At 66.6% G+C, this 18,988-nt stretch carries 15 protein-coding genes and 1 riboswitch; of the genes, 8 read left to right on the top strand and 7 right to left on the bottom strand.

The genetic code is table 11. The features are described 5' to 3' along the window. Position 1: 1 nt before the first annotated feature. From FIU28_RS20155 to FIU28_RS20145, 3 genes are all read right to left on the bottom strand, one after another. Positions 2-748 carry an SDR family oxidoreductase gene (locus FIU28_RS20155; RefSeq protein WP_143574919.1) on the bottom strand — a complete coding sequence of 249 codons (747 nt, stop codon included), beginning with the start codon at positions 746-748 and terminating at the stop codon, positions 2-4. Between the two features lie 48 nt (positions 749-796). Continuing rightward, on the bottom strand, positions 797-2,806 hold the full coding sequence (locus FIU28_RS20150) for a putative bifunctional diguanylate cyclase/phosphodiesterase (RefSeq protein ID WP_143574918.1): 2,010 nt from the start codon (positions 2,804-2,806) through the stop codon (positions 797-799). Between the two features lie 305 nt (positions 2,807-3,111). Continuing rightward, entirely contained in the window at positions 3,112-4,872 is a 1,761-nt protein-coding gene (locus tag FIU28_RS20145; RefSeq protein ID WP_143574917.1) for a chloride channel protein, read from the bottom strand. A 168-nt stretch (positions 4,873-5,040) separates the two neighbouring features. Between FIU28_RS20145 and FIU28_RS20140 the strand changes: the two genes are divergently transcribed. Then, on the top strand, positions 5,041-5,556 hold the full coding sequence (locus FIU28_RS20140; RefSeq protein ID WP_143574916.1) for a tyrosine phosphatase family protein: 516 nt from the start codon (positions 5,041-5,043) through the stop codon (positions 5,554-5,556). Positions 5,557-5,644: 88 nt separating this feature from the next. On the opposite strand, the gene FIU28_RS20135 is transcribed toward FIU28_RS20140, so the two are convergent. After that, on the bottom strand, positions 5,645-6,409 hold the full coding sequence (locus FIU28_RS20135; protein WP_143574915.1) for an adenosylcobinamide-GDP ribazoletransferase: 765 nt from the start codon (positions 6,407-6,409) through the stop codon (positions 5,645-5,647). Continuing rightward, positions 6,409-7,464: a nicotinate-nucleotide--dimethylbenzimidazole phosphoribosyltransferase gene (gene cobT / locus FIU28_RS20130; RefSeq protein ID WP_246660750.1), complete on the bottom strand. Its 1,056-nt coding sequence runs from the start codon at positions 7,462-7,464 to the stop codon at positions 6,409-6,411. The genes FIU28_RS20135 and cobT overlap by 1 nt, the downstream gene beginning before the upstream one ends. A 79-nt stretch (positions 7,465-7,543) precedes the next feature. Beyond that, positions 7,544-7,739: riboswitch (cobalamin riboswitch) on the top strand. A gap of 111 nt (positions 7,740-7,850) precedes the next feature. Here cobT and FIU28_RS20125 point away from each other — a divergent pair. The 6 genes from FIU28_RS20125 (at position 7,851) to FIU28_RS20100 (ending at position 16,193) form a co-directional block, all read left to right on the top strand. Next, positions 7,851-8,303, top strand: coding sequence for a DUF1636 domain-containing protein (locus FIU28_RS20125; RefSeq protein WP_246660749.1), 453 nt, complete (start codon positions 7,851-7,853; stop codon positions 8,301-8,303). Next, complete coding sequence (gene cobU / locus FIU28_RS20120; protein WP_143574912.1) at positions 8,300-8,827, top strand: bifunctional adenosylcobinamide kinase/adenosylcobinamide-phosphate guanylyltransferase; 528 nt, start codon at positions 8,300-8,302, stop codon at positions 8,825-8,827. The genes FIU28_RS20125 and cobU overlap by 4 nt, the downstream gene beginning before the upstream one ends. Before the next feature lie 3 nt (positions 8,828-8,830). After that, positions 8,831-9,841 (top strand): cobalamin biosynthesis protein CobW, encoded by a 1,011-nt coding sequence (gene cobW / locus FIU28_RS20115; RefSeq protein ID WP_143574911.1) that lies wholly within the window; start codon positions 8,831-8,833, stop codon positions 9,839-9,841. 190 nt (positions 9,842-10,031) lie between these two features. Then, entirely contained in the window at positions 10,032-13,907 is a 3,876-nt protein-coding gene (gene cobN / locus FIU28_RS20110) for a cobaltochelatase subunit CobN (RefSeq protein ID WP_143574910.1), read from the top strand. Beyond that, positions 13,904-14,530 carry a cob(I)yrinic acid a,c-diamide adenosyltransferase gene (gene cobO / locus FIU28_RS20105; protein WP_143574909.1) on the top strand — a complete coding sequence of 209 codons (627 nt, stop codon included), beginning with the start codon at positions 13,904-13,906 and terminating at the stop codon, positions 14,528-14,530. The genes cobN and cobO overlap by 4 nt, the downstream gene beginning before the upstream one ends. Before the next feature lie 172 nt (positions 14,531-14,702). After that, complete coding sequence (locus FIU28_RS20100) at positions 14,703-16,193, top strand: cobyric acid synthase (protein ID WP_143574908.1); 1,491 nt, start codon at positions 14,703-14,705, stop codon at positions 16,191-16,193. Here the strand turns inward: FIU28_RS20100 and cbiB are convergent. Both cbiB and FIU28_RS20090 read right to left on the bottom strand, forming a co-directional pair. Next, positions 16,166-17,134, bottom strand: a complete 969-nt coding sequence (gene cbiB, locus FIU28_RS20095) for an adenosylcobinamide-phosphate synthase CbiB (protein WP_143574907.1) — start codon at positions 17,132-17,134, stop codon at positions 16,166-16,168. The genes FIU28_RS20100 and cbiB overlap by 28 nt on opposite strands. Before the next feature lies 1 nt (position 17,135). Next, a complete protein-coding gene (locus FIU28_RS20090) occupies positions 17,136-17,981 on the bottom strand; it encodes an ABC transporter substrate-binding protein (protein ID WP_441351241.1) in 846 nt (281 codons plus the stop codon). A 9-nt stretch (positions 17,982-17,990) separates the two neighbouring features. Between FIU28_RS20090 and cobD the strand changes: the two genes are divergently transcribed. Then, positions 17,991-18,980, top strand: coding sequence for a threonine-phosphate decarboxylase CobD (gene cobD, locus FIU28_RS20085; protein WP_143574906.1), 990 nt, complete (start codon positions 17,991-17,993; stop codon positions 18,978-18,980). Positions 18,981-18,988: the final 8 nt, after the last annotated feature.

The raw sequence follows: 18,988 nt of genomic DNA, 5'->3' as shown, positions 1-18,988 counted from the left end.
GTCACATCGCCAAGAACGAGCGGTTCCAGGTCGGGCTGATCAGCACTTCGTTGATGCAGACATGCGGCGGCATGCCGGCGATGAAGGCGATGGTGCGGCCGAGATCGGCGGGCTGCAGCATCCGCGCCATCACCTCGTCGCTGGGTGGCACCGGGCGGTTCTTCATGATCGGGGTGGCGACCTCGCCGGGCGACAGGCAGCAGGCGCGCAGGCCGTTGACGCATTCGTCCATGTTGAAGGAATGCGTCAGCGCCAGCACCGCATGCTTGGTCGCCGTATAGGCCGGGCCGGTCATCTTGGAGACGATGCGCCCGGCCCAGGACGCCACGTTGATGATGCAGCCGTCCTGCTGCGCGCGCATCGCCGGCAGCACCGCGCGCATGCAATACATCACGCCGTTGAGGTTGATATCGACGATCTCGTCCCAGCCGTCCTGCGTCACGTCGGCCCAACTGCGCTTCGGGACGTTGATTCCGGCGCTGTTGACCAACAGGTCGATGCGGCCGTGTCTGGCAAGAATCGCCTGTGCCACCTTGCCAACGTCGTCGGCATTGCTAACGTCGAGCGCCATCGCTTCCACTGGCCTGCCGTTGCGGCCGAGCTCGTCGGCGACGCCCTGCAGTACGTCGGCACGGCGGCCGGAAATGATCACGGTCCAGCCGTCGGCCAGCAGTGCTTCGGCGCCAGCGCGGCCGATCCCGGTGCCGCCGCCGGTCACCCAGGCGATCTTCTTGGTAGCGTCGTTCACGATAGTCTCCCTGATGGTTTCTTGATTCACCAGGGCAGTGTCGAATATCTAGAGCGCGGACGCCAGCCTCGGCGTGGCCGAGCTGTGGAGCTGGACCGGAGCGGCGAGGGCATTGCCCATCGATGCGGCGAGAAAGCCGCCGACCCGCTCCCGGCTCATCGGCTTGCCGAAATGGTAGCCCTGCATGAAGCGACAGCCCTGGCCGTGAAGAAATTCCGCCTGTTCGGCGGTCTCGACGCCTTCGACGATACATTCGAGTCCCAGGTTCCGGCACAGCCCGATGATCGTCGTTAGGATCAGGCGGGACGCGGTGTCGTACTCGATTTCGCTGATGAAGCTGCGGTCGATCTTGACCTTGTCGAGCGGCAATTCGCGGATACAGCTGAGGCTGGAGTAGCCGGTGCCGAAATCGTCGAGCGAGATGCGGGCGCCCAGTCGTTTCAACACGTTCAGTGCGATCGTGGCTTCGGCCATGTTGTGCATTACCGCGGTTTCGGTGATCTCGAAGTCGATCCGGCTGGGGTCAATGCCGCTGTGCTCCACGACGGAGATGATCTTCAGGATCGACAGCGGCGAGGCGATATCCAGCCTCGACAAATTGAAAGAGACGCGCATGTCGTCCGGCCAGGCCGCGGCACCCTCCAGGGCCTTGCGCAGCAGCAGCGGTGTCAGCTGGCCGATCAGGCCCAGTCGCTCGGCGGCGACGATGAAGCTCATCGGGGGCACGTTGCCGAGCACCGGGCTGTTCCAGCGCGCCAGCGCCTCGAAGCTGACCGCCTCCGCACTGGAGCCATCGACGATGGGCTGATAGGCCACCCACAATTCGGATTCGAGATCGGCATTGAGCAGTGCCTGGTCGATCAGGCTGGCCTCGCGGATCGTGTTCTCGTGCTCGGCGGAAAAGCCGACCACGGTGCCGCGGCCGTGCTTCTTGGCGAAGAACAGGGCGTAGTCGGCGCGCTCGAACAGTTCGTCGGCGGTTCTCGCCGTGGTGGGATATTCGGCATAGCCGATCGTGCATCCGATCTTGACGATGACGCCGTCGAACTCGAACGGGACCATGAAAACCGCTGCCAGTTCGTCGCCGGCGTCCGCTGCCGTGTCAGGCGTTCTCAGGGGGGGAGCGATCATGACGAACTCATCGCCGCCGAGGCGGCCGAGAAACATGCTGGGGTGCAGGTGCGCGCGCAGACGGTCGCCCACGCTCCGCAGCAGCCGGTCCCCTGCGGGATGGCCGTGAACGTCGTTGATCTGCTTGAATCCGTCGAGATCGAGGATCGCGACGACAAGGCTGGTCGTGTCGCTCGCGGCGATCTGCTGGTTCAACTCGCTGAAGAAGCACCGGCGGTTGGGCAGCCCGGTAAGGCTGTCGATGTTGGAGTTGCGGAAATTGATGTCGCTCATCGCCTGCAACTCGGCCTGCCTGGATCGCAAGGCGTCCTCGGAAATGACACGCTTTTCGAAGTCGGCGTAGTTGGTGAGCAGCATGAACGTCACCGCGACCGAGACGATGAAGAAATTGATGGCGATCAACACCAGGATGACATGTCCGCTCGACAGCAGGAACACGGTGAACGGGATGACTACCAGGGTCATGACCAGCAGCGCCGCCGGTCGCAGGTGCATCAGGCAGAACCCGCAGCCGATCACGGTGGCGCCGGTAAAGAAAATCACCTGACCCTGCATATAGGCGTCGCCATAGGGGAACAGCCAGATGCTCCAGCTGACGAAACCGATCCCGAGAAGTCCGGCAAGCACGATGGTGCTTCGCAGCCGCCGGATCGCCTGATTCACGCTGGCGGTTCGACCATGCGAAAGCCACCACATCGCCATCCGCATCAGGCAGATCGCGTCGAGGCAGCCCGGCAGGTACAAGGTCAGCCAGTCCGGAGCCTTGCCGTAATGGGTGATCGCGACCGCCACGGTGTTGAAGACCACCAGGGCATACATGATCGGGACCTGCCGGCTGAATGCCGCCAGTTTGGCCTGCAACAGCTCGGGATTGCCGCTTGGCACGAGAACTGCGCTCTGTAGATAGTCGATAGTCGTGCGTAGCATTCTGCTATTCCGGTATCAGCGTTTCTCCTTTCATGCGTATTCGTGAATGCTTAACGGACACTTCTCGCCGTCACTAGTTATGCCTGCAGCGCAAGGCATACTTGCAAAGTCAGGCGCCGGACATTCGACTTCTGACCTTCAGATCGCATCGTTAGTGTGTGGTAAGTACGTTGGCACCTGAGGAACCAGATTTATGGTATTGAAGAACCGCTGGCAGGCGTCTCTGCTATGCAGCAGCGCCATGGACCCGGCCCAGTGATATGTACGATTTACGATATAGCGGGTCGCGTTGTGCATTCGAGAGTCTAACTTTCTCCCAGCAAATCCCGTCGTCTCTTTTCGGATTCTTCAGCATAACGTCGCAAAACATGGGCCTCGGTGAGCACGCCGATCACGCGACCGCGGTCCAGCGTGTCGAGCACGGCGAGCGACTCCGCTTCGGCACGGTCGAAGGCGGCGACCGCTTCCTGCACATTCCAGTTAGGCAGCAGCGTGAAGCCGCGACTGCGCAGGATCTGGCGCAGGGTGTCGTCGGGCTGGTTCTCCGGCGCATGTGCATCGGCGACCAGCACGATGCCGGCATAGCGTTCGTCGGCATCGATGGCGATCACCTGGGTCTTTGACCCCAGCGGAAACGTCTCGCGGAATTGCGCGATGCTGAGATCGGCATTCACCGTCGTCATGTCGGCGCGCATCATGCTGCGCACGGTGAGGTCGCGGATCCAGCCGACATCGGCGGCGCTGCGGATGGTCTCGCCGCGCAGATGCAAGCGCCAGGTCGCAAACGAATAGCCGAACAGCTCACGCGTGGTCTGCGTCGAGACGATCACTGCAATCAGCACGGCGGTGGTCAGCCACAAATTGCCGGTCGCCTCCAGCGCGATGAAGGTCATGGTCAGCGGGCCGCCGATGACCGCCGCCGACAGGGCGCTCATGCCGATCACCGCGTAAACGCTGATGTCGAGGTTCAAGGTCGGCAGCAGCGCGTTGGCGCCCGCGGCAAACAGATGGCCGCCGATCGCGCCCAGCAGCAAGGATGCGAAGAACAGACCGCCGCGAAAGCCGGAGCCGAGCGAGATGATCGAGGCCACCGTCTTCAGTGCGAACAGGGTGACCAACGCCGTGATTGGCGCGGTCATGCCGCTGTTGACATGCAGCGCGCCATGGCCGGAGGACAGTACTTCCGGCGTCACCAGCGCCAGCAGTCCAACCAGCAGGCCGCCGAGCGCGGGACGCAGCGGCGGCCACAACCTGATCTTTTGCAGCAGCGTGTCGCATTGCGCCACGCCGCGCATGATCCCGATGCCGAACAATGCGGCGATTAGCCCGAGCAGGGCCGCGACCGCGAGATCCTGGCCGGTGACCTCGCCGATCTGGCTGACGGAGATGCCGAGCGACAGCGGCGAGAACGCCCGCGTCGTCGCAAAGCCGGCGACGGCTGCGACGCCGATCGGTGTCAGGCTGGCGGCCGTATAACCGCCGATGATCAGCTCGAAGGCATAGAATGCGCCGGCCAATGGTGCCCCGAACGCGCCGGCGATGGCGGCGGCGGCGCCGCAGCCGACCATGATGCGCTGGTCGCTGCGCCGCAGATGCAGCGCGCGGCCGATCGAGGAGGCGACCCCGGAGGCGATCTGGGTGTATCCGGCCTCAAGCCCGACCGAGCCGCCGACGCCGCTCGACCACACCGTCTGCAGCGCCACGATGAGGCTGCCGCGGAACGACATGGCGCCGCCATGCAGCGCGTTGGCCTCGATCGGATCGATCTCGCGGCCGGGCCGCCAGCGCAGCAGAAGCAGCAAGGCGATACCGAGCAGCAGTCCGCCGAGCATCGGCACCAGGATGGCGCGGACCGGATCGATCCAGGTCTGGCTCGACAGGCGTTCGCCGGGCAGCAGGTTGAACAAAACGATGTGCATCATATTGACGGCACCACTCATCAAAGCCACCAGCATGCCGGCGATGCTGCCGATCAGGGCTGCGACGACGACCAGGCTGGTCTCGCGCGCCCGAACAAAGGTGCGCAGCCAGCGCGGCGCCTTGAGGTGGGATTCCGAACTGGGCATGGCGGAGGACTATGGGCGTGAGGGCAGGGAGCATGGTGACGTTGCACGATGCGTTGTACGTAACACGCACTGCGCAGGCTACCGGCAAAAGCGGGTAGGCCTATGCGAGGGATGTTGTTCGCAGCCGATAATGGTATGTCCTGGCTTCCATCCAGCTGCGGCGGCCCCATGATCCACATCAGTTCCCTCAGCGGCCTTCCCGACGTGGCCGCCTCGCTCGGTCCGTTCGACATGCTGACGCTGCTGTCGCCCAGCGCCGAGGCGCGGGACTGGAGCGGGTTTTCGCAGGTGCGCCATCTCCGTCTTGCCTTTCACGACATCACGGTGCTGACGCCGGACCTGATTGCGCCGGATAAGGGGGTGCTGCAGGCGATCCTCGATTTCGGCCGCGATGGCCTGGCGGAGCGCTCGCTGCTGATCCACTGCTGGGCCGGGATCAGCCGCTCCAGCGCCGCCGCCTATGTGATCGCCTGCGACCGCAATCCGGGATTCGAGGACGAGATCGCCGACGAATTGCGACGCCGGTCGCCTGTCGTGACGCCGAACAAATTGATGGTGCATCTCGCGGACGAGCTGCTCGGCCGCGAGGGCAAGATGATCGACGCCATCGCTCGTATCGGCCGCGGCGCCGATGCGTTTGAAGGCGCGCCGTATCAATTGCCGCTGCAGTGGCCGTTGTCGTAGCCAGGATGGAGCGAAGCGCAATCCGGGGAAGCGCGTTTCAACGAGATCGTCGGCCCCGGATTTCGCAAGGGCTCATCCGGGCTACGGATCACCTCATCGCCGCGACGACACCCAGCAGAAATCCGATCTCGAACACCTGCTCGACCGCACCGAGCACGTCGCCGGTGTAGCCGCCGAGCATGTGGCGCGACCAGCGCGTGAGAACGAATGCCAGCGCCGCGCCGCACAGCAGCCCGACCAGAACGGCGGAGAGCGAAATCAACGCCAGCGGCAGCATTGCGAGCAGCACGACGACAAGCGCGAACCGTAATTCGCCGGAGCGTACCGGCGCTTCTGCGTAGCTGACTTTCATCGCCGCGGTGTTGCCGGCATAGCGCAGGCGGTTCATTACGAAGGCCGGCGCCGCGCGCGCCGCCGCATGGGCTGCGATCAGCGCTGCCGGACCCGCCCACATCGGCATGTCGGAAATCGCCGCGACGCGCAGCGCGACGCCAAGGCCGAGCGCCAGCGCGCCGTAGCTGCCGATCCGGCTGTCTTTCATGATCGCCATCCGCTTCTCGATCGTCCAGCCGCCGCCGAACGCGTCGGCGGTGTCGGCAAGGCCGTCCTCGTGCAGTGCGCTGGTGAGAATGATGCTGGCGGAGATTGCGAGCAGGGCGGCGATCACCGGGCTGACAAACTCGTTGGCGATCAGCAGTATCAGCGCCGATACAAGGCCGATGCCCAAGCCGACCACGGGAAAATACTTCATCGCCCGCGCCAGCCAGTCCGGCGCCGTCGCGCTCGCGGTGTCGCGCACCCGCACGATGGTGAGAAACCGGATCGCGTCGAGCAGCGAGTCGGGCAGGCGCATCAGATGTTTCCTGCGAGCACGTCCTGGAGATCGGCGACATCGGTGATCAGCCGTGCCGCCGCGCGCACCAATGGCACCGCCAGCATCGCGCCGGTGCCCTCGCCGAGCCGCAGGCCGAGGTCGAGCAGCGGCGTCGCGTCCAGCGCCGCCAGCGCGATGTCGTGGCCGCGTTCGGCCGAGCGGTGCGCGAACACGCAATAGCCGCGCGCTTCCGGGCACAGCCGGATCGCCAGCAGCGCCGCCGCGGTGGTGATGAAGCCATCGACGATCACCGGGCGGCGCTGCGACGCCGCACCCAGCACCGCGCCGGCCAGCATGGCGATCTCCAGCCCGCCGAACTCGCTGAGCACGTCGAGCGGCGCGGTGGCCTGGCTGCGCGCCGCGGCCTTGTGGATAGCGGCGCGCTTGCGTGCCATGCCGATATCGTCCTGTCCGGCGCCGACGCCGATGCAGTCGTCAAGGTCGGCCGGCGCCAGGCGATGCAGCAGCAGCGCGGAGGAGGCGGTGTTGCCGATTCCCATCTCGCCCAGCGCGACGATGTCGGCGCCGTTCCTGATCTCGCCGACCGCGATGCGGGCGCCGCGCGTCAGCGCGTCGGCCGCCTCCTGGGCCGTCATCGCCGGCTCGCGCGCGGCATTGGCCGTACCCAGGCGGATCTTGGCGTCGATCAACTGTGGGTGATGCGGCAACTCGGCCGCGACGCCGGAATCGACGACGCGGATCTCGACCCGGCTGGCGGTGGCGAAGGCATTGGCGGTGGCGCGGCCGGCCAGATAGGTCATCACCATCCCGACCGTCACCGCAGCGGGAAATTGCGAGACGCCTTCCTCGACCAGCCCGTGATCCGCGGCGAAAATCAGCAGCACCGCATTGTCGCCGCGCGGCTCGCCGGGATGCCGGATCTGGCCGAGCTGCAGCGCGAGTTCCTCGATTCGCCCGAGCGATCCCGGCGGCTTGGCCTTGCCGTCGATTCGCGCGCGGATCCCGGCCTCAGTCGCCGGATCGAGGGCGGCAATGGCGGGGGGCTGCCAGACAGGCTGGGAATCGGCGGTCATCATTCTGTTCCTTTACGCGACCCACCTGACGCAACACCGGCCGGCAGGTCAACCAAGGTTGACCCCAACGACCTCGCCCGGTAGCGTTGCGAATGATGGTCCTTCCGCGTGGAAGGTGAATAGGGAAGCCGGTGCGGGCGTTCGCGCTCTACTCCGGCGCTGCCCCCGCAACTGTAAGCGACGAGTCCTCGCCGGTGCCACTGGGAATGTCCCGGGAAGGCGGATGAGGGCAATGACCCGCGAGCCAGGAGACCTGCCATCGAAAACTGTGCTTTGGAGGCGTCGTCGGGGCGGGGTGCACCGGACGGGAGCGAGTTGACGGTCATGCCGTCGACGCGACCCAACAAAGCTCGCGGCCCCTTTGAGGGCACGATGGTGAGCCTATGATGGATCGCGACCCCGCCGATATTTTTGGCGAAACCTTGCTGGCCGAACCGCCGCGCGCACATGCGCCGGCCGGTTGCGTCGTGGTCAGCGTTTGTATCACCTGCAAATCTGCCGACGGCAACGCGGTGATCGGCCCGGAAATGTTCGACGCCGTGAAGGCGGCCTTGGGCGAGACGGAGGCCCGCGTGATGGTGCGGCCGGTGCAGTGCCTCGGTGTCTGCAAGCGGCCGGCGACGGTCGCCGTCACCAGTCCGGACGGCTACACTTTCCTGTTCGGCGACCTGCAGACCGAAACCGGCACCGCGGCGCTCTTGTCCTTCGTGCAGTCCTACCAGAAATCCGACTACGGCCTGGTGCCGTGGCGCGAGCGTGCCGACGTGCTGCGCAAGGGCATGGTGGCACGGGTGCCGCCGATGCGCTGGTCGCCCGATGACGGGCGCGCGCCGAAATGAGCGCGCTGGTCACCACACTGGTGCTGGGCGGCGCGCGGTCGGGCAAGTCGGCCTTTGCCGAGGCGCTGATCCACGACAGCAATTTTACCCGCGTGTACCTTGCCACGGCGACGCCCGGCGATGACGAGATGGCCGCGCGTATCGCGCAGCACCGCAAGCAGCGCGGCGACGGCTGGATTACCGTCGAGGAACCGCTGGCGCTGATCGATGCGCTGACCCGCGAGGCGACGCGCGGCCGCGCCGTGCTGGTCGATTGCCTGACGCTGTGGCTGTCCAACCTGATGTTCGCCGACCGCGACCCGGAAGTCGAAGCGCGCCGGCTGGTGCGCTTTCTCGGCGTGGCGCGCTATCCGATCGTGTTCGTCTCCAACGAAGTCGGCATGGGCCTGGTACCGGAGACGCCGCTCGGCCGCGCCTTCCGCGACGCCCAGGGCCGGCTCAACCAGATCGTCGCAGCGGCCGTGCCGCAAGTCGCCTTCATCGCAGCCGGGCTTCCGCTCTGGCTGAAAAATTCCCAGGAGTAATTCATGTCCCGCGTTCCCGTTACCGTCCTCACCGGCTTTCTCGGCGCCGGCAAGACCACGCTGCTGCGATCCTTGCTGACGCAGGCCGACGGCCGCCGCATCGCCGTGATCGTCAATGAATTCGGCGATGCCGGCTTCGACGGTGGCCTCGTCGAGGAATGCGCGGCCAATGCCTGCGCGCCTGGCGATATCGTCGAACTCACCAATGGCTGCATCTGCTGCACCGTGGCCGACGATTTCATCCCGACCATGGACAAATTGCTGTCGCGCGACATCCCGCTGGATGCGATTGTGATCGAGACATCGGGCCTCGCTTTGCCGCAGCCGCTGCTGAAGGCCTTTGCCTGGCCGGCGGTGAAGACCCGCGCCACCGTCGACGGCGTCGTCACCGTGGTCGATGCGCTGGCGCTATCGGAAGGCCGCGTCACGCTGGATGAGGATGCGGTCGCCGCTCAACGCGCTGCCGACGAAGGCATCGAGCATGATGATCCGATCGAGGAAGTGTTCGAGGACCAACTTGCTTGCGCCGATCTCGTCGTGCTGTCGAAGAGCGATCTGGTAACGGCCGAGCAGCTCGTTGAGATCGAGACCAAGCTGAAAGCTGTGCTGCGGCCCGGCGTCACCATCGTGCGCTCGAAGGGCGAGCTTGCGCCCGCGGTGCTGATCGGCCTCAACGCCGCCGCTGAGGACGACATGGCGGCGCGCGCCGGCCATCACGGCGAGGAGGAAGAGCACGACCACGATGATTTCGACAGCATCGTGGTGTTGCCCTCGGCCGCAGCGAGCGTCGATGCGATGCGCGCGCGCGTCAGCGAGGCTTTAGGCTTCGAGGGCGTATTGCGCGTCAAGGGCCACGCGCGGATCGCCGACAAGGCTGCGCCGATCGTCGTGCAGGCCGTCGGCAGCCGCGTCGAGCTGGCCTTCGCGCGCCCCGACGTGAAGCAGGCCGAGCATCTGGTGGTGATCGGGCTAAAGGGATTTGACGGCGACGCGGTGCGAAGGGCGTTGGCGTAGCGCTGTCGCCACCCTCCCCATTGCGGGGAGGGTGGCGCGTTGTGAGCGAAGCGAGCAAACGCGCCGGGTGGGGTAGCCACAAGCTCAGGAGCCAGCGGCTACCCCCGGCCTCCGCTTCGCTGCGGCCGACCCTCCCCGCAAGGGGGAGGGGCGGCCAATGGCTGTTGTGATAAACATTTGAATTGACCGCATGCACTTAAAGCTCGATCCCACTGGCGGCATTGACGACGGCGACGTCGCCCGCGATCTCGGGCAGGACACCGCCGACATCGTCGTGCTGTCGGCGGCCGACAGCGATCTGGCGTCGTTTCACGCCGCGCATGCGATGCTGCCGAAAGACTTCCCCAGCCTGCGGCTGACCAACCTGCTGGCGCTCGGCCATCCTGCCTCGGTCGATCTCTATGTCGAGCGCACGCTGGCGAAAGCCAGGATCGTCGTGCTGCGCATGCTCGGCGGCATCGGCTACTGGCCGCACGGTGTCGAGAGCCTGCGCTCTGATGCGCTGGCGCGCGGCGCGCAATTCATCTGCATCCCCGGCGAAATGTACTGGAACGCCGAACTCGCCGCACGCGGCACGGTCAACGATGAGACCACACAGGCGATGTGGCGCTATTGCAGCGAGGGCGGCGTCGACAATGCCCGGCTGGCGCTGCAACTCGCGGCGCACCAGATCGGCCATGGCGAGGCGCCGATGGCGGCGCGGCCGATGCCGTCGGCCGGCTTCTGGCCGAGCGAGCCGGTGCCGGACCATCGCCCCAACGCCGTCGTGATCTTCTACCGCGCGATCGTCGCCGGCGGCGACACCGCGGCGATCGGTGCGTTACGGCTGGCGCTCGAAGCGCGCGGGCTGAACGCCGTCTGCCTCTATGTCACCAGCCTGAAGGACGAGCGCTCCGCAGCCTTCCTGCGCGCCGCGCTTGCCGCGCATCCGGCCGATATCATCGTCAACGCCACGGCGTTCGCCACCGCCACCGCGCATGACGACGCCGGCGTGCTTTCGGCCTCGGGCTGTCCGATCCTGCAGGTCGCGCAGGCCGGCACCTCGCGCGCCGCCTGGGAGGCCTCGACCCGCGGGCTAACGCCGCGCGACCTCGCGATGCATGTCGTGCTGCCGGAGGTCGACGGCCGCATCTTCGCCAACGTGATTGCCTTCAAGGAACGCGGCGACAGCGATGGCGGTTTTGCGCCGGTGACGTTCCAGCCGGTGCCGGACCGCATCGACGCCACGGCCGATCTCGCCCACGCCTGGATCCGGCTACGCCGCGCCGAAGTACCCGAGCGACGGATTGCGCTGATCCTCGCCAACTATCCGAACCGCGACGGCCGGATCGCCAATGGCGTCGGCCTCGACACGCCGCAGAGCCTGATCGACGTGTTGGCGGCGATGCTCAGCGCCGGTTACGCGATCGATGAGGCACCGCTCGACGCCGCGGCGATGATGGGGCTGCTGCAACAGGGGCCGACCAATGCGCTGGCCGATCGTGCCGATCGCCGCGGCGGCGTGACGTGGTCGTTGGCCGACTATACGACCGCGTTTGCGACGCTGCCGCACACTGTGCGGCTGGCGGTCGAGGCGCGCTGGGGCATTGCCGACAGCGATCCGCATATCGTGGACGGCGCGTTCCGGCTGGGCCTGCATCGCTTCGGCAACGTGGTCGTCGGCGTGCAACCGGCGCGCGGCTACAATATCGATCCGAAGAGCACCTATCACGATCCCGACCTGGTGCCGCCGCATCATTATCTCGCGTTTTATCTCTGGCTCCGTCGCGAATTCGATACGCATGCCGTCGTGCATCTCGGCAAGCACGGCAATCTCGAATGGCTGCCGGGCAAGAGCGCCGGGCTATCCGCCGACTGTCTGCCGGACGCGGTGCTGGGCCCGCTGCCGCATCTCTATCCGTTCATCGTCAACGATCCGGGCGAAGGCATCCAGGCCAAGCGCCGCGGCTCTGCCGTGATCATCGACCATCTGACTCCGCCGATGACGCGCGCCGAACTGCACGACGATCTGGCGCGGCTGGAAAACCTGGTCGACGAATATGCGCTGGCGGCGGATCTCGATCCCAAGCGCGCGGGGGTGATCGCCGAGGATATTCTCTCGATGGCGCGGGCGCAGCGACTCGATGCCGATGTCAACGTGACGCGCGACACGCCGACCGGGGAGGCGTTGCGCGCGCTGGACGCGCATCTCTGCGACCTCAAGGAAATGCAGATCCGCGACGGCCTGCACATCTTCGGCCGCACGCCGCAGGACGCGGCGCGCAACGACCTGCTGGTCTCGATTGCTCGCCTGCCGCGCTCGGAGAGCAAGCCGCAGGATGCCTCGTTGCACCGCGCGATCGCCGGGGATCTGGGACTGGGCGCGTTCGATCCGCTGACGCGGGAATTGGCGGAGGATTACACCGGCCCACGCCCTGCCGTTCTAGCCGACATCAGCGAAGCGCTGTGGCGCACGACCGGAGATACGGTGGAGCGCATCGAAATGCTGGCTTTGCAGCTGGTCGCGAACGAAGCCGCTGCAGGCGAGGCCGCATTGTTAGGCGACGAATTTCTCACCACGTCGTCCCCGCGTAAGCGGGGACCCATAACCTCCGAAGCAGAAACTTTAACGAGGTTACTGCCACCGAGCGAGACGACGCCGACAGCGGCTATGGGTCCCCGCTTTCGCGGGGACCACGCGGAGTGTGTGATTTCTTCTGAGCGTTGGCCCGCAACATCCTCCGTGCTCGCCTGGATTTCTTCCACCCTCCGTCCTGCCATCGACGCGTCAGGCGCTGCCGAGATGTCGGCGTTTCTCGCCGGCCTCGATGGCCGTTTCATCCGGCCCGGTCCGTCCGGCGCGCCGACGCGCGGGCGGCCCGACGTGCTGCCCACGGGCCGCAACTTCTTCGCCGTCGATGTCCGCGCCGTGCCGACGCCGTCGGCGTGGCGGATCGGGCAGCTCGCGGCCGAGCGGCTGGTCGAAGCCTATTGGCAGGAGGCCGGCGAATGGCCGCGCGCGATCGCGCTGTCGGCCTGGGGCACCGCCAACATGCGTACCGGCGGCGATGACGTAGCGCAGGCGCTGGCGCTGATCGGCGCGCGGCCCGTGTGGGAAGACACTTCAGGCCGCGTCACCGGTTTTGCTATCACGCCGCTGTCGGAGCTGAAGCGCCCGCGCGTCGATGTCACGTTTCGCGTGTCCGGCCTGTTCCGCGATGCGTTCCCGACGCAGATGGACATCATTGGCTCGGCGGTCGCGGCGATCGCGCTGCTGAACGAACCTGACGAGGCCAATCCGATCGCGGCCAACGTTCGCACCCGTGCGCTCGCGCTGCAGGCCGGCGGTGCCAGCGCCGACATCGCACGCGAGCAGGCGACGCGGCGGGTGTTCGGCTCCAAGCCCGGCGCCTATGGCGCGGGACTGCAGGCGCTGATGGACGAGGGCGGCTGGGAAAAGCGCGGCGATCTCGCCGAGGTCTATCTCGACTGGGGCGGCTATGCCTATGGCAGCGGCACTGAGGGCGAGGCCGCGCGCGGCGAATTCGCCGAACAGCTCAAGGGGATCGATCTTGTCGCCCAGACGCAGGACAATCGCGAGCACGATATTCTGGATTCTGACGACTACTACCAGTTCATCGGAGGGCTTGCCGCCACCGTGCAGACCCTGCGCGGATCGGCGCCGCGGGTCAGCCATATCGACACCTCGCGCCCGGAGGCGCCGGTCGCGCGGCCGCTGTCTCACGAAATTTCCCGCGTGGTACGCGGCCGCGCCGCCAATCCGAAATGGATCGCCGGCGTGATGCGGCACGGCTACAAGGGCGCGTTCGAGATCGCCGCCACGGTGGACTACCTGTTCGGCTTTGCCGCCTCTACCGATGCGGTTGCCAACCACCATTTCGACCAGTTGTTTTCCGCCTATCTGGAGAACGACGACGTCCGCGACTTCATGCAAGACGCCAACCCGGAGGCGTTGCGCGAGACGGCCGCGCGCTTCACCGAGGCGATCCGCCGCGGAATGTGGACGCCGCGCTCCAACCGTGCCGCCGATCTGCTCGCCGAACTGACGCACAAGGAAATCGCATGACCGACGATGCCCACGACGACCAAGAGAATGCGAAGCACAAGCTCAAGGCGGCCAAGCACAAGGCCGCGCGCGACAAGATCATGGCCGGCAAGATCGGCGAGAAGGGCCTCTTGATCGTCCACACCGGCACCGGCAAGGGAAAGACCTCCGCCGCGCTCGGCATGGTGTTCCGTCATATCGGTCACGACATGCCGGTGGCGGTGGTGCAGTTCACCAAGTCGCCGGCCTGGGACACCGGCGAGGCGCGGCTCTTGGCCAGATTTCCCGAACTGGTGACGCTGCATATCATGGGCGAAGGCTTTACCTGGGAGACCCAAGACCGCGAGCGCGACATCGCCGCCGCGACCAAGGGCTGGGAGCGCGCCAAGGAACTGATCCGCGACGATCGCCACAACATGGTGCTGCTCGATGAGCTCAACATCGTGCTGCGCTACGACTATCTCGATTTGCAGGAGGTGCTGACCTTCCTGCGCGACGAGAAGCCGGCCGACAAGCACGTCGTCATCACCGGCCGCAACGCCAAGCCGGAGCTGATCGAGATGGCGGATCTGGTCACCGAAATGACGCTCATCAAGCACCCGTTCCGTGCCGGCGTGAAGGGCCAGAAGGGCGTGGAGTTTTGATGCAGCCCCTCACCGTCATTCCGGGGCGCTCCACAGCGACACCGTCGCTGGCGAGCGAACCCGGAACCTCGAAATGGGGCGCGCTGAACAACTCGGGATTCCGGGTTCGCGCCCGGCTGGCGCCGCTCGCGCCCCGAAATGACAGTTTGGGGCGGTTGGACACGAAGACGCTATGACATCCAACCCCACCCCTGCCGTCATGATCCAGGCCACCGGCTCCAACGCCGGCAAGTCGACGCTGGTCGCAGGATTGGCGCGGGCGCTGGTGCGGCGCGGGCTGAAGGTCGCGCCGTTCAAGCCGCAGAACATGTCGAACAACGCGGCGGTCGCCGTCGATGGCGGCGAGATCGGCCGCGCGCAGGCGGTGCAGGCGCGCGCCGCGCGGATGCCGCCGAGCGTGCACATGAACCCGGTGCTGCTGAAGCCGGAGACCGACACCGGCGCGCAGATCATCGTGCAGGGAAAACGCTGGGGCACGCTGCGGGCGAAGAATTATCTCGAGAAGAAAGCGGCCTTGCTGCCGGCAGTGCTGGAGAGCTTTGCGCGTCTCGCCCGCGAGGCCGACATCGTGCTGGTCGAGGGCGCCGGATCGCCGGCGGAGATCAATCTGCGCGCCGGCGATATCGCCAATATGGGCTTTGCCGAAGCCGCCAACGTGCCGGTGCTGCTCGCCGGCGATATCGACCGCGGTGGCGTCATCGCCAGCCTTGCTGGTACGCATCTGGTGCTGCAGCCGGAAGAGCGCGCACGGATCCACGGCTTCATCATCAACAAATTTCGCGGCGATCCTCGCTTGTTCGATAGTGGGCTCAGCGCGATCACGCGGCTGACCGGCTGGCCGTCGCTCGGTGTGGTGCCATGGCTGACGCAGGCGGCATGGTTGCCGGCCGAGGACGCCGTCGATCTCGACCGCACCCACGTCTCCACGGCGACGCGCATTATCGCGGTACCGGTGCTGGCGCGGATCGCCAATTTCGACGATCTCGATCCGCTCGGCATGGAGCCCGACGTCAAGCTCGTCTTCGTGCGGCCGGGCGAGCCGATCCCGGGTAATGCCGACGTGGTGATCCTGCCGGGCAGCAAATCCACTATCGGCGACCTCGCTTACTTGCGCGCGCAGGGCTGGGACATCGATATTGCGGCGCATGTCCGGCGCGGCGGCCATGTGCTCGGCCTGTGCGGCGGCTACCAGATGCTGGGCCGCGTGATCGCCGATCCCGACGGCGTCGATGGCGCGGCAGGAATGGTCGACGGACTTGGACTGCTCGACATGACGACCCTGATGAGTTCGGACAAGTCGACCACGCTGGTGTCCGGCACCCATGTCGCGACGGGTGCCGCGATCGAGGGCTACGAGATTCATCTCGGTCGCAGCGAAGGCGCCGACTGCGCGCGGCCGCTGCTGACCATCGATGGTCGGCCCGATGGCGCGATGTCGGCGAATGGCCGCGTCCAGGGCACCTATGTGCACGGGCTGTTCACCGGCGACGCGTTTCGCCGCGCGTGGCTGGCCCATCTCGGCATCGCCTCGGCATTGGCTTACAACACCCAGATCGAATCCGCGCTCGATGCGCTGGCCGATCATCTGGAAACGAATCTCGATATTGACGCGATCCTGAAGATCGCCCGCAGCCGTCAGAGCACCAGCGCCAGCGCGGCGTAGATCGCGGCCTGCATCGCGCAGGCGGCGACGAACAGTTTCAGCGCACGGTTGATATCGGCCGGCGTGGCCGCGCGTCCTTCCGCGTTGAGGAAGGGGTCGTTGACGGGTCCCTCGGCATAGTGACGCGGGCCGGCGAGCGCGATGCCGAGCGCGCCGGCCATCGCACTTTCCGGCCAGCCGGCATTGGGCGAGCGATGCTTTGGCGCATCGCGGAACATGATCATCTTCGAATGCGCCATCGTGCCGCCGACCAGCGGCGCGACGACGACGAACAGCAGGCCGGACAGCCGCGCCGGAATGATATTGACGAGATCGTCGAGCCGCGCCGCCGCCCAGCCGAACTGCTCATAGCGTTCGCTGCGATGGCCGATCATCGAATCCGCGGTGTTGATTGCCTTGTAGGCGATCAGGCCGGGCAGGCCGAACACCGCCAGCCAGAAGATCGGCGCGGCGATGCCGTCTGAGAAATTCTCCGCCGTTGACTCGATCGCGGCGCGCGCCACGCCGGCCTCGTCGAGCCGGGCGGGATCGCGGCCGACGATCATCGATACCGCTTGGCGTGCCGCCGCCAGCCCCCCTTCGGCAAAGGCGTCGCGGACGCGGGCAACGTGCTGGTACAGGCTGCGCTGCGCCAGCAGCACCGAGGCGAGAAAGCCTTCGATCAGGATACCGATCCAGTGGTCCGGCAGCACCAGTTCGATCAGCAGGCCGGCGATCGCCGCGCCGATCACCAGCCACAGCACGGCGCCGACGCCGGCGATCTTGCGGTCGCGAGCCGACCATTCCGCGACATTAAGCGTGCGTTCCAGGACGTCGATGGCCTGGCCGATCCACGCCACGGGATGCGGCAGGCGTCGCCAGAGCCAGTCGGGATCGCCGATCGCGGCATCGAACAGGATGGCGACGACGGTGATCCACAGTGCGTGTTCGGTGATCAGCATCTCAGCGCTCCACGCGCGCGAGTTCGGCCGCCAGCCGGTCGAGCGCCTCGGCGATCATCGGCCCGCCGCAGTTGATCAGTTTCTCGGGAATCACCAGCCGCTTCGAGGCGGGATAAAAACGCTCCAGCGCCGGATGCAGCAGCAGGGCGCGGCCTTCGTCCTCGGCAAAGCTGCTGTCTTCCGAGAGCAGCAGATAGTCCGGCCTGAGGCTGACGATCGCCTCTAGCGAGGCGAAGCCGCCGGTGCGCAGGCCCATCTCCTTTGCCGCGCTGCTCAGCCCGACGGCGCCGAGCAGTGCGCCCGTCAGACTGTCGCTACCCGACACCCAGCCGCGCCGCGACAGCGCCAGCACGCGAAACGCCTTGCGCGCTGCAACCGCACGCGTGCGCGCGATGGCGGCCTCCAGCTTCGCCACTTCGGCCGCGGCGCGGTCGGGATGGCCGGCGATGTCGCCCATCCGTACGATCTGCTTCTTCACGTCCTCCATCGAGCGCGGCACGTCGAATTCCACGACCCGCAGGCCTTTCTCCTTCAGCAGCTCGCGCGTCGCTCGCTTGGTGTAGCGGCCGGCGACGACGATGTCGGGCTTCAACACCAGCACGTCCTCGGCCTCGCCGGACAGTTTGGGAAACTGCGCGGCCTTCTCGGCATCCCAGGAACGCGCGGCGTCGCGGGCATAGGGGCTGAGGCCCAGAATCTGTCCGGGGTCGGCCAGCGTCATCAGCAACTGGTCGGTGCACAGGTTGATCGAGGCGAGGTGCGGCAGCTCGGCGGCATGCGCCGTGCCCGCCAGCATCATCCACAAAGCGGCGATCAGGCTCTCGCACTTTCGTTTCGATAATGGCATGAAGCGGCCATGAATCATGGCGGCGATCTCACCGAAGCAATGGCGCGCTATGGCGGCGAAGCCGCAGACTGGCTCGACTTGTCGACCGGAATCAACCCCTGGGCCTATCCGTTCGGCGACATCGCCGACGCGGCCTGGCGCCGGCTGCCGTCGCAGGCCGACGGTCAGGCGCTGCTCGCTGCCGCGCGACACGCCTATCGCGTGCCGGACGGTGTCGATCTGGTCGCCGCACCCGGCACCCAGGCGCTGATCCAGTGGCTGCCGCATCTCGCCGCCAACGGGCCGGTTGCCATCGTCGGCCCGACCTATAATGAGCACGCGCCGGCATGGCAGAACGCCGGCCACGAGGTGATCGCGATCTCCGACCTCGCCGCACTGCCCGACGAGGCCGTGCATGTCGTGATCGTCAATCCCAACAATCCCGACGGCCGCATCGCGGACCATGCGACGCTCGCCGCCGTTGCCGCAAAACTGCATCAGCGCGGCGGCTGGCTGCTGGTCGACGAGGCCTTTGCCGACGTCGATCCGGCTATCGGCGCGGCGGTTCTGTGCGAAAAGCTCCCGGTGGTCATCCTGCGCTCGTTCGGAAAGTTCTATGGTCTCGGGGGCCTGCGGCTCGGCTTCGCCATCGCCGCGCCCGAGACGATCAAGCGCATCGCGGCAGTGCTGGGGGCGTGGGCGGTGTCCGGCCCGGCCCTGCAGGTCGGCGCGCGCGCGCTCGGCGACGACGCATGGGGTGAGCACATGCGCGCGCAACTCATCGAGCACGCGACCCGGCTCGATTTCATCCTGACGCAGGCCGGCGGCAAGGTGATCGGCGGCACCTCGCTGTTTCGCTTCGTCCGCCATCCGGATGCCAGGTACCTGCATGTCCAGCTCGCCCGACAGCGCGTCTGGGTCCGCAAGTTCGACTGGGCCAGCGACCATCTGCGCTTCGGCCTGCCGGCCAATGATGCCGCGCTGGGGCGTCTGGCGGATGCTCTGTCCACGCACGACTAGCGGCATCG

It is taken from the genome of Tardiphaga sp. vice154 (assembly GCF_007018645.1).
Classification (GTDB): domain Bacteria; phylum Pseudomonadota; class Alphaproteobacteria; order Rhizobiales; family Xanthobacteraceae; genus Tardiphaga.
Note: the sequence above shows the minus strand (reverse complement) of the source record. Positions and strands in the feature narration are given on the sequence as shown.

Bases quoted from the DNA above. Each gene is read 5' to 3' on its own strand.
- FIU28_RS20150 (WP_143574918.1), bottom strand. From the start codon at position 2,806: ATGCTACGCACGACTATCGACTATCTACAGAGCGCAGTTCTCGTGCCA.
- FIU28_RS20145 (WP_143574917.1), bottom strand. From the start codon at position 4,872: ATGCCCAGTTCGGAATCCCACCTCAAGGCGCCGCGCTGGCTGCGCACC.
- FIU28_RS20140 (WP_143574916.1), top strand. From the start codon at position 5,041: ATGATCCACATCAGTTCCCTCAGCGGCCTTCCCGACGTGGCCGCCTCG.
- FIU28_RS20135 (WP_143574915.1), bottom strand. From the start codon at position 6,409: ATGCGCCTGCCCGACTCGCTGCTCGACGCGATCCGGTTTCTCACCATC.
- cobT (WP_246660750.1), bottom strand. From the start codon at position 7,464: ATGACCGCCGATTCCCAGCCTGTCTGGCAGCCCCCCGCCATTGCCGCC.
- FIU28_RS20125 (WP_246660749.1), top strand. From the start codon at position 7,851: ATGGATCGCGACCCCGCCGATATTTTTGGCGAAACCTTGCTGGCCGAA.
- cobU (WP_143574912.1), top strand. From the start codon at position 8,300: ATGAGCGCGCTGGTCACCACACTGGTGCTGGGCGGCGCGCGGTCGGGC.
- cobW (WP_143574911.1), top strand. From the start codon at position 8,831: ATGTCCCGCGTTCCCGTTACCGTCCTCACCGGCTTTCTCGGCGCCGGC.
- cobN (WP_143574910.1), top strand. From the start codon at position 10,032: ATGCACTTAAAGCTCGATCCCACTGGCGGCATTGACGACGGCGACGTC.
- cobO (WP_143574909.1), top strand. From the start codon at position 13,904: ATGACCGACGATGCCCACGACGACCAAGAGAATGCGAAGCACAAGCTC.
- FIU28_RS20100 (WP_143574908.1), top strand. From the start codon at position 14,703: ATGACATCCAACCCCACCCCTGCCGTCATGATCCAGGCCACCGGCTCC.
- cbiB (WP_143574907.1), bottom strand. From the start codon at position 17,134: ATGCTGATCACCGAACACGCACTGTGGATCACCGTCGTCGCCATCCTG.
- FIU28_RS20090 (WP_441351241.1), bottom strand. From the start codon at position 17,981: ATGCCATTATCGAAACGAAAGTGCGAGAGCCTGATCGCCGCTTTGTGG.
- cobD (WP_143574906.1), top strand. From the start codon at position 17,991: ATGAATCATGGCGGCGATCTCACCGAAGCAATGGCGCGCTATGGCGGC.